The sequence below is a fragment of the Nonomuraea sp. NPDC059023 genome (assembly GCF_042740095.1).
In the GTDB taxonomy this organism is placed as follows: Bacteria; Actinomycetota; Actinomycetes; order Streptosporangiales; family Streptosporangiaceae; genus Nonomuraea.
In genome coordinates, this window is the sequence record NZ_JBHYIO010000006.1 from 52919 (window position 1) to 65809 (window position 12891).

14 protein-coding genes and 1 pseudogene are annotated in these 12891 nt (G+C 63.1%); 13 read left to right on the forward strand and 2 right to left on the reverse strand.

What is annotated here, in order from left to right:
* The first annotated feature begins 151 nt into the window (after positions 1 to 151).
* The 4 genes from ACFWYW_RS12235 to cutA all read left to right on the forward strand — a co-directional run bounded on the left by ACFWYW_RS12235 (position 152) and on the right by cutA (position 5088).
* Positions 152 to 1531: a hypothetical protein gene (locus ACFWYW_RS12235; RefSeq protein WP_379609794.1), complete on the forward strand. Its 1380-nt coding sequence runs from the start codon at positions 152 to 154 to the stop codon at positions 1529 to 1531.
* Positions 1528 to 2100, forward strand: a complete 573-nt coding sequence (locus ACFWYW_RS12240; protein ID WP_379609795.1) for a hypothetical protein — start codon at positions 1528 to 1530, stop codon at positions 2098 to 2100. Before ACFWYW_RS12235 ends, ACFWYW_RS12240 begins: the two co-directional genes overlap by 4 nt.
* Positions 2097 to 4034 (forward strand): AAA family ATPase, encoded by a 1938-nt coding sequence (locus ACFWYW_RS12245; protein ID WP_379609796.1) that lies wholly within the window; start codon positions 2097 to 2099, stop codon positions 4032 to 4034. Before ACFWYW_RS12240 ends, ACFWYW_RS12245 begins: the two co-directional genes overlap by 4 nt.
* Positions 4035 to 4818: 784 nt before the next feature.
* Positions 4819 to 5088, forward strand: coding sequence for a divalent cation tolerance protein CutA (gene cutA / locus ACFWYW_RS12250; RefSeq protein ID WP_379609797.1), 270 nt, complete (start codon positions 4819 to 4821; stop codon positions 5086 to 5088).
* An 11-nt stretch (positions 5089 to 5099) separates the two neighbouring features.
* On the opposite strand, the gene ACFWYW_RS12255 is transcribed toward cutA, so the two are convergent.
* Entirely contained in the window at positions 5100 to 5822 is a 723-nt protein-coding gene (locus ACFWYW_RS12255; RefSeq protein ID WP_379609798.1) for an HAD family hydrolase, read from the reverse strand.
* Between the two features lie 177 nt (positions 5823 to 5999).
* Between ACFWYW_RS12255 and ACFWYW_RS12260 the strand changes: the two are divergent.
* The 4 genes and pseudogenes from ACFWYW_RS12260 to ACFWYW_RS12275 all read left to right on the forward strand — a co-directional run.
* A pseudogene (locus ACFWYW_RS12260) lies at positions 6000 to 7154 on the forward strand (helix-turn-helix domain-containing protein); the annotation flags it as partial.
* A 96-nt stretch (positions 7155 to 7250) separates the two neighbouring features.
* Entirely contained in the window at positions 7251 to 7778 is a 528-nt protein-coding gene (locus tag ACFWYW_RS12265; protein WP_379609799.1) for an ATP-binding protein, read from the forward strand.
* Positions 7771 to 8064 carry a hypothetical protein gene (locus ACFWYW_RS12270; RefSeq protein WP_379609800.1) on the forward strand — a complete coding sequence of 98 codons (294 nt, stop codon included), beginning with the start codon at positions 7771 to 7773 and terminating at the stop codon, positions 8062 to 8064. The genes ACFWYW_RS12265 and ACFWYW_RS12270 overlap by 8 nt, the downstream gene beginning before the upstream one ends.
* Before the next feature lie 312 nt (positions 8065 to 8376).
* Entirely contained in the window at positions 8377 to 8604 is a 228-nt protein-coding gene (locus tag ACFWYW_RS12275; protein ID WP_379609801.1) for a hypothetical protein, read from the forward strand.
* Here ACFWYW_RS12275 and ACFWYW_RS12280 read toward each other — a convergent pair.
* Positions 8576 to 9334, reverse strand: a complete 759-nt coding sequence (locus ACFWYW_RS12280; RefSeq protein ID WP_379609802.1) for a GntR family transcriptional regulator — start codon at positions 9332 to 9334, stop codon at positions 8576 to 8578. The two genes, ACFWYW_RS12275 and ACFWYW_RS12280, sit on opposite strands and share 29 nt — an antisense overlap.
* Before the next feature lie 166 nt (positions 9335 to 9500).
* Here ACFWYW_RS12280 and ACFWYW_RS12285 point away from each other — a divergent pair, with 166 nt between their 5' ends.
* From ACFWYW_RS12285 to ACFWYW_RS12305, 5 genes are all read left to right on the forward strand, one after another.
* Entirely contained in the window at positions 9501 to 9851 is a 351-nt protein-coding gene (locus ACFWYW_RS12285; RefSeq protein WP_379609803.1) for a hypothetical protein, read from the forward strand.
* Between the two features lie 7 nt (positions 9852 to 9858).
* The gene (locus tag ACFWYW_RS12290; RefSeq protein WP_379609804.1) at positions 9859 to 10077 is read left to right on the forward strand and encodes a hypothetical protein; all 219 of its coding nucleotides are present in this window, start codon (positions 9859 to 9861) and stop codon (positions 10075 to 10077) included.
* Positions 10078 to 10251: 174 nt separating this feature from the next.
* Entirely contained in the window at positions 10252 to 10440 is a 189-nt protein-coding gene (locus tag ACFWYW_RS12295) for a hypothetical protein (RefSeq protein ID WP_379609805.1), read from the forward strand.
* A gap of 162 nt (positions 10441 to 10602) precedes the next feature.
* Complete coding sequence (locus ACFWYW_RS12300) at positions 10603 to 10866, forward strand: hypothetical protein (RefSeq protein WP_379609806.1); 264 nt, start codon at positions 10603 to 10605, stop codon at positions 10864 to 10866.
* 20 nt (positions 10867 to 10886) lie between these two features.
* Positions 10887 to 12641, forward strand: a complete 1755-nt coding sequence (locus ACFWYW_RS12305) for a cell division protein FtsK (protein WP_379609807.1) — start codon at positions 10887 to 10889, stop codon at positions 12639 to 12641.
* The last annotated feature ends 250 nt before the right edge of the window (positions 12642 to 12891 follow it).

The following is a 12891-nucleotide window of genomic DNA, read 5'->3' on the forward strand; positions in this document are numbered from 1 at the left end:
GCCAAGGGCTAAAAAAGGCATGGGTGCCGAATTCTCGGCATGCACGCCCTACACATCATTCGTTTGACGGAGAAGCTTACTATTTGACTGCACACAGGTTGATTGGCGTCAGTAAGAGGACGTTTCACGACTTGTTCACTATGGTTAGCTGGTGTCGTCCGACTCGGCAGGGACACCTGTGACAGCAGTTCAGCTCGTCGTGTCCACTGTGCCCACCGACGACGCGGGAGCCAGGACCGCAGACCTGTTCGACTGGCAGGCTTCCATGGCGGCTGCCGACGGCCTGGCCCTATATCGGTCAGCATTGAACGAGGCCAAAGAGCTTGTAGATGATGACAACTGTCGACTCATCTGTGAGCACCACGAAGACTGGGTGGCTGTCCGGGCAAGCGACGCAGAGCTTGTCTCGGCCAAGCACAAGGAGCCAGCGTTCGGGGCGTTCACTACCTACAACCAGCTTCTGGGAGACGGTGGTCTGGCTCACCTCTTTCTCAGGTGGAGGATGCTCAAGGAGCAACCGACATGTCGGCTTGCTACCAACGTCGGACTTGCCGCGGGGGCCGCTCAAAACCTTGCGAAGGCAACGGTTGTTCTTCGAGCCCAAAGGCTGGCTGGGACGTCGCTAGCGTCTTCGGATGGTTCTGTCACGGGCTTTGCCCGGGCGCTCCTCGGCCGATCGGACATGCCTCATGAGTGGCAGCAGGGCGAGCCCCGGGACATCTCCATCCCGACGGCTGAGCAGAGCGCAGAGGTTGCACGCTTTCTTTCCATGCTCAGCTTGCCCGATCCGAGCCCCAGCCGTCTTTACGTCTCATATGCCGCGCCGGCCATGTATGCCAAGCCGATCCTCGACCGGCTTGGCCGACCCGACATTCAGGCTGAGTCGGTCTGGGAAGCGGTTCTTGCCCTGTTCCGCGCGAGAATGCGGGCTGCTGGTCCTAAGCCAGAGGGAGGACTGCCAGCAGTGCTTGCTTACCCCCTTGGAGCGCCGGCCCCAAGCCTGGCTGACATGGAGCGTTCCCTAGCCTCTAGGATCGTAACCTTGGGCGACATCGACATAGCTGTACGTACTGCCATAGCAAACCCTGGCGGTTACATGCCTCTCACGCGCATACTTCGGACGAGTCCACTAGCCGTCAAGATGGCCGCAGGGCGCTGCACTGACAACAGCATCGAGCGTGCCGAGCACCTGAAGCTGGACTACCAGAACTACTGGCGAAACCGTGGTAGTGGTGACCCAGCCGCGCGTCTCGACAAAGAGCGCCTGGTCCGCGTGCTACTTCGCATCGGCGATCAAGCGAGCGAATCACTGTCCCACGTGCCCGAACCCATCGGCAACGCCCTATGGAAGGAACTCCAGTTGCTGATCAACGGGCTGAACCTCGACGACATGCATCCTGGCATGGACCACGATTTGCTTCTTGGTGGGGTCTGTGATCTCGTGAACCGTTGCAAAATCTGGTTCAGCCCGGCTTTCGAAGTTCAAGTGGAGATCGACAGACTCCGTGCACTGCAGGAGTCAGCGTCATGAGTACCCCACGCGATCCCTACGAGCTTGCATTGTTGCGGGAAGACCTCGCCTATCACCAGGCCCGCGTGCTCCTCTTAGTAGAAGCTGTATCTAGCACGCCTGGCCACTCTGGCAAACTCGATGGCTTGACCAAGCTTGCCAAGTTGGACTTTCTCTTACGCTATCCAGCGCTCGCGCCGACGGTACTTGATGCCCTCGACCCAGCCGACGGCCGCCTTCACCTAAGCGAGGAGGACACCGTCATGCCAACAGATGTCGAGGCGCCGATGACCCGCTACAAATATGGCCCCTGGGATGACAAGTACTATCCAGTAATCGGGGCGCTTGTGGGTCGCGGCCTACTCCGCTATGCGAAAGGACGTCGGGGTAGTGTCGCACTCGTTCCTACTCCTTTAGGGCGGCGAGCGGCTCGCGCGATAGCGGCTTCAGATGCCTGGGCGAAAACTAGCGACCGGTCACTCGCTATTGCGCAGGCGTCATCCGGATTAGCAGGAAACACCCTGAAAGAGCTGATCTATCAACGACTGGCTGGCCTGATGGACCGCCCGTACAGGCAGGTGATCCAGTGACCACCCAATTTAGGATAAACACTGTCCTAATCAGTACTATCGAGGGAAACGTTGAGTACACCTTCCCTTCCGATCTTACAGTTCTAGCAGGCAGAACTGGCGTTGGAAAAACAACGCTTCTTGAGCTTATCAAGTACGGGTTCGGCGGCGATGGTGCGCTCGCGGACGTAGTTCGTAACCATGTCGACGGAGTCACGCTTGAAGTATTGATGGGAGAATCTCGGTTCCGGATCTATCGCAGCGTCGACTCCGCTAAACGCAATGCAGTCCGCGTCTATGATCTGATCGCTCATGAGAGGCTTCCGGATCATTTCACTGACTACCGACAGCAGCCTAGTCTCAATACGCTTCTAATGCAGGCATTGGGTTTGCCTGATGATGTGAGAGCAGCTGCTCGAACAAAGGGTAGTAGCCGCGCCGGTGACCGCATAACGTTCGCTGACGTCTTCTCGTATCTGTACGTACCGCAGTCGGCTATCAACAGAGAGATTGCGCATAGCGAAGAGGGTTACAGGGAACCGAAACGAAAGGCAGTTTTCGAGCTGCTATTCGGTCTAACCAATACAGACATCCTGAAGATGCAATCCGAGGTTAATATACTGAATGGCTCGATAGCAGAGGCAGAGAGAGAGCACGCGACCGTCCTCGCGTTCCTTCGTGAGAGTAATACTGCCGAACAAGTGGATGCCCAAGCGGCCTTCCAAGAGGCTGTGGCTGAGCAGCGGGCGGCCGAGGAAGAACAGAGGCGGTTGCGTGATACCGTCGACCCGATCGCCGATCGCGAAACACAAGCACTACGTGACTTGCTGAATGAAGCTGAGCGTGGCGTAGCTGAGGCTCGCAGTGTGGTGATCGATCTCACCCGGAGACAGGGAGAGTACCGGGGAGAGCGACGTCGTGTTCAAGCGGATCTACACAGGCTCGAACGTATGCATGATGCGGGAGAGCGTTTGGCTGATATCGAGTTCGTTGTATGCCCTCGATGCATGCAATCGCTTGCCGGCCGCGAGATCCCGCACGGTAGCTGTCGCGTTTGCCTACAGCCTGACCCTGTGCCAGCGACCGAAGGTGCTGGCGGTGGCCAGTACGAGTTGCTCCAACTTAAGGATCAACTCGTAGAGATGGAGAATCATCTTGCTGTAATCGACCACCAACTCCGCCTGACTATGCAGATGGTTTCAGATAGAGAGCAGCTCGTCCAATCACTTACCGTTCAAATCGATGCGCGAACAGCCGAACGAATCACCCCGCGCCTGCAAGCTTTTAGCGATGCGGCTGACCGACTCGCCGTCGCTCGGACAAAACAAGAGTATCTGGAACAGGTGTTGCGTCAATGGGACCGTGCTGACGACCTAGGCACAGCTGTTCAAGACCTTCAGGAAGAGAAGGCCCAGATCGTTGCGGACATGGAACGTGCTCAGGATGCGTTGAACTCTCGGCGCCGCAGCATCCTTGAGGCATTGAATGAGGAGTTCCAAGAGGCTGCGGCGGCTATCGGCATTCCAGGCGTAACGAATGCCGGTATTCACGCCACCAACTATTTGCCTTTGCTTAACGGGCAGAGGTACTCGCAATTCAGTGGCCCAGGTGGCGGTATCATCACTGCTACGCAGGTCGCTTACTGGATGTCTCTGCTCGCTGTTGCCGTGCGGGATCGCGAGACTCGGTATCCAGCGTTCCTAATGATTGATAGTCCACGGCTGGCGCTGAACACAGCAGAAGCGCTCTCTGCGGCGCTCTACAGGCGAATGGTCCGTCAGGCTGATGCAAATCCTGGCCGCGTACAGATGATTGTCGCCGATAATGAGCTGCCTGCGGAGTATCGAGGCGACTACCGGCAAATAGATTTCAGCTACGAGCAGCCCACTATTGCTACGGTCTCGCATCCGGGACCTGATGCGGTAAAGCTCATGGTCGCGCCGCACGAAAGCTAAGCGTGGCCTAGGAGAGTCTCCAAATGCTTATCCGGAGACTCCAATGCGCGATTCTTCGTACGACGACGTACACAGGTGTACCAGGATGTTTGATCGCTGGGGCCTTGGGGTCGCCGAGGTAGTCGATTCGTGTGGCTATGCGTTGGGAATCTGCGAGAGCCCTCTGTGCGGCTGGTGCGGAACGGCTTGGCACCCATGACTAGCATGTGTCGTGGGCGAGTACCCGAGTTCGGCGATGGCAAGCCGACCCGGAGCGCAGGGCTGTTAGGCCCGAGCACCGGAAGCGGTGCGGTAGCGATCGCCCCCAGCCATCTCCGATGGGAACCAAAGGGTGGCGATCGTCCCACCTCAGGGGCTCGATTTAGGGCGTGATGATCCCCGATCGGACAGTTGGGGACGTGAGGGACGCCCTGGCGCTGTTGCGAGCCTAGGGCTGACCAAGCAGGGTACTCGATGAGGCTCTCGTAGAGCTGCGTGCCGAGATGGTTGGCGCGTGGGTGGTGCTGGCCGCGACCGGACGAAGAGCCGCAGCGCGGCCAGTGACCGCCCCGATGCGCGTCGGCCGCCATAGGCGGCTGCCTTGATGACGTAGAGATAATTGGTTGCGTCCCCAGAGCATGCGTCGGTCAGTGATAGCCGGGATTGCAGCGGAACGCTAGGGAACCCTAGGGGTGATGAGCAATGACGATCTGGGCACCATGTTGATCCATCAGCAGGCTCGTGAAGCCGACGCGGCGTAGCATCACAGCAGCAGAGATCTCCCAACCAACCGGCAGGATGGCTGATGGCGGACCATGTCCAGATCCTCACCACGGCCGAAAGTCGTGAAGACGCCTACGCGCTCGCTCACAGCCTCATAGGTGACCAGCTAGCGACAAGTGTCCAGGTCGCCGGGCCGATTGTGTCGATCTTCATGCAAGGCAGCGCGATGGTGGAGGCGCAGCAATGGCAACTCGTTCTGCGAACAACCGCTGCTCAGGTGAGTGCGGTACGGGAGATCGTCTCCGCATCGGAGTTCGTTGTGGTTCCAGTTCTCGATGGAGATGGTGAGTAGGTCCAGGTCGCTCAGTCAACGCGGCCAGCCGAGGTGCCTGGGACTTCAATCGCTCTGGCCAGTGCCATGCCATCAGTCAGATCTGGCATGACGGTTTCGGCGCCGGCATCCTTCAAATCTGTCGCTGTGCTCTTCCCAGAGGCAACAGCGATCACGTGGGCTCCGCCTTCGCGCCCTGCGGTCACGTCTTGCGGCGTATCCCCGATCAGAATCGTCGTCTCGCGCGTGAACCTGCGGCCAAGCTTGCGTTCGGCCCGCTCCTGCGCGATACGCACCAGGTTGGCGCGGACTGGATCGTCTTCGCCGTAGCTCCCGATCTCAAGATCGACGAGATGGTGCAGGTCGAAGATGCGGAGCTTGGCCTCTGCCGAGAGCCTGGTGTTCCCGGTGAGGACCGATTGGGTAACTCCTGCTAGCCGTCCGACCGATTGAAGTGCGGTGACCGCACCGGGCAGCACGCGCCCTCGTAGCCGCATCTCATGCGTACGTTCCTCATAGCCGCGGGCCTGGAGTTCGATGAAGCGTTGGAAGTACTCGGCCGATCGCGGGATCCCGTGCAGGTCGAGGGTTTCGCCGAAGATGACCAGTTCGGTCCGGCCGCTGGGGTCGGCCATGTCCTTCATGGGTACACCGGTCGTCTGCTCGAAGGCCGCGGCGAACACCTCGCGCCCGACTCCTCCCGTCTCGATCAGGGTGTGATCGATGTCCCAGAGCACGAGCCGGTGAGTGGTCACAGATCCGCCCCTCCTCTTACGAGATCGCGCATGCCAAGACTCTCACGGGATTCGGCGTTCCGGCCTACGGTGGAGAGCGGTGGTTCACGGGCACGCTGGTGACGACGGATGTGCAGGAGGCCCCGTGGGTTCGGTGGAGATCCCTATCGGTGAGCGGGTTCGCTTTACCGCACTGCCCGCAACAAGAAGCAAGCCGTGGTTGCCGGCCTGGCGGGCATAAGTGAGAACTATCTGAGCCAGATCGAACGCGGGGTTCGCACGCCGACGATCGCCATGCTTCACCAGCTCGCCCGTGTGCTGGACGTGCCCGTCGCGGTGCTGATCGGTGAGCCTTCTCTTGAGGGCGACAGTGTGCTTCACCCGGTCGCGGGCCAACTGCAGCGCGTGCTAACTACCTATGACGTTCCGCTTGATGAGAGTCCCGATCTGCCCGCGCTCAGAGCGCGGGTCGAGAGTGCTTGGGGTCTGTGGCAGGGGTCCACGAATCGCTTCACTGAGGTAAGCACGCTCATCCCGGATCTCACGCGCGATGTCCAGGGCGCCGTACGCGCGCTCCGTTCCTCGACCGAGGCCGGCTCGCGGCGGGAGGCGTACCAGATCTCGGCTGACCTGTACTACCTGCTGAGAACCTTCACCAAGCGCGTGGGGCGGACGGACCTGTCACTCATGGTCGCCGACCGCGCCGTGACCGCCGCGGAGAACGCGGATGACCCGCTGAGGGTCGCCGCGGCCAAGTGGAACCTTGGCCAGATTCTCCTGTCCCAGGGAGAGGCTGAAGGCGCCGAGGACGTGGCGATGCGGTCCATCGAGGAACTGCGTCGTGAGGTCCCCGAGCGCCGTCCCGATCAAGCAGCCCTTGAGGGTGCGTTGTGGCTGGTGGCTGCCATCGCCTCCGGACGTCGCCACGATCATTGGACCGCGAGGGAACGCATCCAAGGGCCGGCTACCGAGGCCGCTCGTGACTCCGGCGAGGGCAACGTCTTCTGGACGGTGTTCGGGCCCCTGAACGTCGGCCTGCACCTGGTCAGTGTTGAGATGGAGGCCGGCGAGGTAGCCGAAGCCCTCCACATCGCAGACCAGCTCGACGTGAACCAATCCCCTTCGCTGGAACGCCGCATGACGTTCGCGCTGGAAGTCGCCCGTTGCTACGACCAGCGGCAAGAGGACGCGGCGGTCATCCTGCACCTCATGAACGCCGAGGCCAGCGGTCCGGAGGACCTGCGGTACAACACCCTTGCGCGCGATCTCGTGCGGTCCCTGCTGAAGCGTGCCCGGCCCACGTTCCAGCCTCAGGTACGCGCTCTCGCCCGCCGGGTCGGCCTGCTCGACTGACCCGCGCTACCTGCTAACCCGCGCTCAGAGCGCGGGTAGTCGCCTCCATCCCCACCTAGTGTCGAGCGCACTCGACACCGGGTGAAGGGAAGGGAGGTGAAGAACCGGATGCGACGCGAGTTCCGGGTAGTCAGCGACCTTGAGCCGCTGCCGTACCCACTGCAGCCGGACGACTATCGGACGCGCGCCTTTCTGCTGCCTCTCACCTCCGAGTCGTCGCGTACGGCGCGGCGTTGCATGTCGGATCTTCTCCTCCTCTGGAGCCTTTCGGATCTCGTTGACCCCGCGGCGTTGATCACGGCCGAGTTGGTCGGCAACGCGGTCCGCCACGCGACCGGATGGAGCGACGAAGCGCTACCTGTACGGCTCTTGGCCATCTATGCGGCGCGTACCCTGCGCATCGAAGTACGCGACCCGGACCCGCGCAATCTTCCGGTCTGGCGCGTGCCAGAAGAGCTGGCCACGTTCGGGTACGGCATGCAGCTCGTGCACGGCTACGCCGACCGCTACGGCGTACGGGTTACCGATGCCGGCAAAGCCGTGTGGTGCGAGATCGACCGCCACGCCGACGCTCCCTTCTCCCGCTCCGATCTGACGACGGAAAGGGGCGGTTCTCATGGGTGAGCTTTCCGAGACGCGCTGGGCAGAGGGAGATCCGGCCTTTCTGCTGGAAGAGGGAGTCGGCTACGTCCGCGAGTGGGCGCGAGCACAGCACTCTGTGGCGAAGGTCAAGGATGCTCTCACGGCTACCGGGTGCGCCGAGGCCATGCCGTACCTGCGGGCGGACGTCAACGAGTTCGGCGCCGGGTTCGTCGAGTTGGGACGGGTGACGCCGCAGACTGCGGCATTGATCGCGCAGGCTCTCGCCGAGATGGCCGCGCGCAAGTCGGTCGACGAGCACGCTGCCTGAGCAGGAGAGCGTTGCTGTGGATACCGCTCCTGAGGTTGCGGCTGTGAGGGCGCTCGGGCAGGCCCTCGAACGGGATGGGATCGCTGCTGAGGTGTATGCCGGCTACGGGCTGGCGCTCGCGTTCATAGGTCCCGATCTTGTGGTGTGGTGCAACGGTCATCGCTTCTGGTGGCGCACTGTGGGGAACGACCGGCGCCATCGTCCCGTCTACGCATGGCATCCAGCCGTTGAGCCATTGAAGGCAGCTCGCCGCGTCGCACGTCAGTACGCCGGACAGCGGACCTCAGCCCGAGGCAGCGCCTGGTGGTCGCCATGAGACACGCAGACGCCTGGAACAACCAGCGGGTTACCGACCAGATCGAAACGGTCGCGCAAGTGCATGCCGAGAAGTCGGTGTGCATGTCCAGGGTCGAGTTCCTCGACTACTTCGACCTGGACATATCTACTGCCCGCACCTTGTACGGCATGTACCTCAGGGCATGTGCCTATGCTCGCCTGAGCCAGCGTGAAGTCATCGACTCCGCGGTTTCGACGCGGTGATCGCGTAGACGGCCTCTAGCGCGTCTCCGCAGACGACCACCTCTTCAAGCGCGATCGGTCTCTTCTCCAGAGTCGCGACACGGGTGATGTGGAGGACGGGCGTTCCGGCCAGGGCCTTCAGGGTCTCCGCCTCATCCGGCAACGGCATGCGTGCCCGGACGTGCTCCTGCCAGCTCAGGCGGCCTTGCTGGTCGAAGTAGCCGTAGACCTCTGATGGCGCTGGCAGCGCGGGGTTGTCCGCCCATGGGGTGTCCTGGGCGACGCTGAATGGCACGCTGAGCCGGCGCATGCGCGACGTCCCTTCGGACCTCTCCAAGGTCAGGCGGACGAGCATCGGTTCCCCTGAGGGGATCGCCAGGAGTTCGGCTTGCGGGAGTGCGGCGTTGACGCGCAGGTGAGACGGTGAGTCCACTTCCTCCCAGGCCGCTTGGTCACTGTCTTCGTACGTGCCGGCAGGCGTTCGGGTGAGTCCGCGGTGGTCAACTTGGGCGGGACGCGCGGAGAGGGAGCGGACAAATGTGCCCTTCGGGCGCTGCACCTCGACCAGGCCAGCGGCCTTCAGTTCGTTGATGGCGTTGCGGATCGTCGGGCGGGAGAGGCCGAACTCTTCGGCTAGCTGTTGTTCGGACGGTAGAGCCTGTCCGGCGGGGAAAGTGCCGTCGAGGATGCGCTCCCTCAGGTATTCGGCGACCTGCTTCCACCGGGAGACCGGTGCCTTGATCTCCACCACGTGTGGCTCCTAGCTGGGGCTTCGCGGTGCCCCGGAGGATTTCTGCGATTTGGGTCCCTGACCCGGTTGACACAACGTACTACGTTGGCCGTACAGTTGTAAACGTTCAACGTACTACGTTGGCCTAATCGGGTCGGCGCTCCGCTCGCGAAGGGAGCTGATCCCCATGAACCACCTTCAGAACACCGCGCGCCGCGCTCAGCTCATCGCGGACCTGCGCCAGTTCGCCAGGTACCTGGAAGACCACCCCACGCTGCCAGTCTCTGATCACGGCGTCGTGAGCCTCAGTTTCCATCCGAGCTTCGACACCGACGCGGAAGCGATCGCCGAGGTTGAGCGGGTGTCCGCGCTTCACGGTCTTCCCGTACAGCGGCGTTCCGGACAGCACTTCGCCACGCTGGTGCTGGGCAGCGTCGAGTACACGATCGTGGCCATCGAGCAGGAGGCCGCGGACGCCTACGACGCCCATCAGTCCTACCGCTCGAACTTCCGCCTCCATTACGGCTCAGGGGCATGAGCCGTCCATGGACATCCCCCTCTTAATCGTTATCGCCGCCCTGGTCCTGGCCCTCATCACGTTCGTGCTGTTCCTGATCGTGGTGATCGCCATCCGCGCCGAGGACGGCCGGCGACGCCTCGACGGCAACCAGGCGAGCCACGCCGAGCGGATGACACGACGCCTGATCGGCGCCTACTCCCACTACTGCGAACAGTTCCCCGCCCTCTGCCCGGAGAGGAGGTGACTGCCCTTGAAACCCCTCCCCCGATCGCTCGTCGGCGGATGTCCGTGCGGCGCTGCCGTACTCCCCGGGAACCGCGCCTGCGTGAAGTGTCGCGCCCGTGCCCGATGGCGCCGGCGTAAGGCCCACCACGACGGCATCTGAGCCCGTACGGAACATGAAAGGAGGTGATGGGCCGTGTCGATCTCGGTTCCGCTGGTCCTGCTCATGGGCGTAGCCGTCATCATCGCTCTGCGCTATCTCGGGCTACGCCTGTGGCAGGCCATCGTCTGCACGCTGTTCGGGTTCCTGCTCGCGGCAACCGCGCTGGCTCCCGACATACGCCACGTGCTGAACGGGCTTCTCGACCTGATCACCACCCGCTGACCTCAAAGGAGTGATCATCACCCATGACCGACCAACTCAAGATCCACAACGGAGACCGCAACCACCGACTCGGAGAGGTGATCGCCTATGACCCACCGACACCCATACCCACACGCTGACCTTCTGGAGGTTCTCTCCCGCAATCACACCGCCGTCCACCTGGTGACCACGCTCGCGCGTGCCACCCCCGCCCACGCTCCCGTCTGGGAACACCTGCACACCGCCTTGGCCGACGCTCACGCGCTGGCCGGCGAACTCGACGAACTCCGCGCCGAACTGGCCAGCGTCCGCTATGAGCGTGCCAATCTGATAGCCGCAGCAGAGGCGACCCTCGCCGCCCATCGTGAGGGTGAACGCGACCCGCTGTGGTACCTGCGAGACGAACTCGCCCACCAATCCCTCCCGCGTGGGGGTGGGGCTCTATGAGTCGCACCTCGCGTCACCGCATGCGCCGAGACGCCCGCCGTATGCGCCGGTACGGGGTCCAACCTGTCGCCTCCATCACGGATGACCTCGAATTCGCCCCTCTGGTCGTCACCAGCATCGGACGATGGCTGTGGCGCTACCGCTCCGAACTCGCCCCCGTGGCCGTGGCGGTCTGGCTCATGGGGATAGGGCTGATGCTCCACCACCTCTATCGCCCCTGGTGGCCTACCATCGCGGGCTCCACGGCCGTCCTCGCTGCCGCTCTGATCTACGCCGGACGATGGGTCAACCTCACCCGTCCGATCGAACGTGCCTACGCCGCCATGGCAACGGCCTTCGCCGGAGGATGGCTGGCCATCGCCACGCATCTGGGGCCGTTCGCCGAACCGTTGCCACTCGTGCTCGCTGGCGGAGGCATCCTGCTGGCCGTGCCCTGGTGGGCACACCGTCGCCGACGTGCCCGCGTCCGGGTGGAGCGCACCTTGGCGGCCTGGCCTCACATCGCGGACGCCGTCTCCCTGGCAGGCTCCCGCGTGCAATCGGCGATCGTGGACGTCTGGGGCTACCGCTTCCGCCTCGCGCTCGGCATGGGCCAGACCGTGGAGGACGCCGTCAATCGCATCCCCGCGCTGGAGTCGGCTCTCAGCGCCAAGCGCGGTGCCATCCGAGTACAGCCCGTTCCTACTGGAGAGGCCAACCGGGCAGATGTCCGCGTGATCGAAACAGATCCACACGCCGACGCGATCACGTGGCCAGGCCCGTCCATCACCTCCATCACCCAACCGGTCAAGCTCGGGCTCTTCGAGGACGGCACCCCCGTACGCGTCTCCCTGCTCCGCAGGCATGCCCTGCTGGGCGGCATCGCGGGAGCGGGCAAGAGCGGCACCGTCAACGTCGTCATGGGCGAGTTGACCGCCTGCCCGGACGTCATCCTGTGGGGAATCGACCTCAAGGGCGGCATGGAACTCATGCCCTGGTCATCTTGCCTCGACAGGATCGCCACCACCCCGCAGGAAGCCGAAGCGCTCTTGGCCGACGGCGTCACGATCCTCGACGCCCGCGCCGATCACCTCGCACGAGCCGGCGAACGCGTCTGGAATCCCTCCCCCGCCATGCCCGCACTGGTGATCCTCATCGACGAGTACGCCGAACTCTCCGACGACGCTCCCAACGCCCTGCGCCACGCGGACTCCATCGCCCGCCGCGGACGCGCCATCGCCGTGCAACTCGTGGCCGCCACCCAGCGCCCCTCGCAGAAGGCCATGGGCAAGGGCGCCGTCCGGTCCCAGATGGACGTACGCATCGCCTGCCGCGTCCGCGAACAACGCGACGTAGACCTGATCCTGGGACAAGGCATGCTCAAAGCCGGATGGCATGCCCATCGCCTCGACGCTCCCGGCAAGTTCCTCATCACCGCCCCCGAGCACGACACCCCGCGCCGAGCCCGTACCTATCTCCTCACCGACACCCATGTGCAAGCCACGGCCGACCGCCACAGCGCCGGCCGTCCACGACTCGACGCGGTATCGGCCGCCGCGCTCGAATCCACTCCGGAAACGGAACCGCGACGAGAAACCCGAGCCGACGACGCCGAGCAAGCGTTGAAAGACGCACTGGCCGATGCTCCCCCCGAAGGCATCGCGATCGGCGACCTGATCTCGGCAACCGGGATGGGCCGCCGCTGGGTCTACTACCGCCTCGACGAACTCGCCCGCGCCAAGTCCGCCGAGCAGATAGCCCGCGGTCGCTGGCGGGCCACACCTCACAGTCCGTAACCATGTGCACGTGCACGCCTCGCGCGCGTCTGCGCGCGTAGGGACGCATGCGGGCCGTGCACGTGCACGAAGCACGAACACGGAGCGTAAGGAGGTGAGGATGCCTGTCCCGAATACGAGTCCATGCCAAACCCCGCAACCCCATGGACACCGACCTACTCACACAAGCCCTCATCCGCATCGCCCGACGACTCGAAGGTGTTCCGAAATCGAAACACGAGGAGTAGCGTGGAAGACCAGCCACCTTTCG

Excerpts from the sequence above, each read along its gene's own strand:
- ACFWYW_RS12240 (WP_379609795.1), top strand. The coding sequence starts at position 1,528 with ATGAGTACCCCACGCGATCCCTACGAGCTTGCATTGTTGCGGGAAGAC.
- cutA (WP_379609797.1), top strand. The coding sequence starts at position 4,819 with ATGGCGGACCATGTCCAGATCCTCACCACGGCCGAAAGTCGTGAAGAC.
- ACFWYW_RS12270 (WP_379609800.1), top strand. The coding sequence starts at position 7,771 with ATGGGTGAGCTTTCCGAGACGCGCTGGGCAGAGGGAGATCCGGCCTTT.
- ACFWYW_RS12275 (WP_379609801.1), top strand. The coding sequence starts at position 8,377 with ATGAGACACGCAGACGCCTGGAACAACCAGCGGGTTACCGACCAGATC.
- ACFWYW_RS12285 (WP_379609803.1), top strand. The coding sequence starts at position 9,501 with ATGAACCACCTTCAGAACACCGCGCGCCGCGCTCAGCTCATCGCGGAC.
- ACFWYW_RS12290 (WP_379609804.1), top strand. The coding sequence starts at position 9,859 with ATGGACATCCCCCTCTTAATCGTTATCGCCGCCCTGGTCCTGGCCCTC.
- ACFWYW_RS12305 (WP_379609807.1), top strand. The coding sequence starts at position 10,887 with ATGCGCCGAGACGCCCGCCGTATGCGCCGGTACGGGGTCCAACCTGTC.